At 53.4% G+C, this 741-nt stretch carries 1 pseudogene; it reads left to right on the top strand.

The annotated features are described in order from the left end of the window. Window positions 1-160: pseudogene (locus tag VZ95_RS24790) on the top strand (Asd/ArgC dimerization domain-containing protein); the annotation flags it as partial. Window positions 161-741: the final 581 nt, after the last annotated feature.

The following is a 741-nucleotide window of genomic DNA, read 5'->3' as shown; positions in this document are numbered from 1 at the left end:
GATGCCGATCAATGCCACGATGCAGCATGATTGCAACGTCGGTCGCATTCGTCAGAGCCTGATTTTTGGCGACCACGGTATCGATTTCTTCGTTTCGGGCGACCAGTTGCTCAAAGGTGCGGCACTGAATGCCGTGCAGATTGCTCAACTCTTCGTCTGATCGTTTTTCAGGCCTAAGCCTTCTCAGCACCCTCCGGTCCCCGCCGGAGGGTGTTTTGTTTCAGGTGAATTTAATCGGGCGTGCCGCAGAAAATGCGGCAAATCTGCCTCCGTTCTCGTGTTTCTCGCCGGTTTCCCCCATTCGTGCTGGAATAATCTGGCTTTCTGGGAGTGTGTCTCGAAAGTATCTGGCGCTTTTGTCGCAGTTTGGGCACAGTTTCGTAACATTTCGGCGATGGGAAGCAGAGACAGGCGTTTTAATTTTGCAAGGTTTTTCAGGGAACCGCCTGAGTTTGCAGAATTCATCATTTTCTCTGAGCACCACCCCAGCGCTTTGACTTGAGATGCGACGGTTTCGTTTTTGGTATTTTTCTTGCTTGGGCAGTTCCTGCTCAGCCTAAGCCAAAGCGGGCTGCACCGAGTTTCCCGGCTTGACTCGGGGGCTGGAAGCGCTGTGATAGAGACATGATGATGACGGGAGCGTGAACAGGGTGACGATGACCGAGATGGAACCGGCGACCAACGCACGCACGGCATCCGCCCTTCCGGCGGAGGCAATTGTAATTAAGGATTTGCGCAAGC

The organism is Elstera litoralis (assembly GCF_000963705.1).
Lineage (GTDB): Bacteria > Pseudomonadota > Alphaproteobacteria > Elsterales > Elsteraceae > Elstera > Elstera litoralis.
The sequence above is the reverse complement of the archived record's forward strand: the minus strand, read 5'-3'. Positions and strand labels throughout refer to the sequence as shown.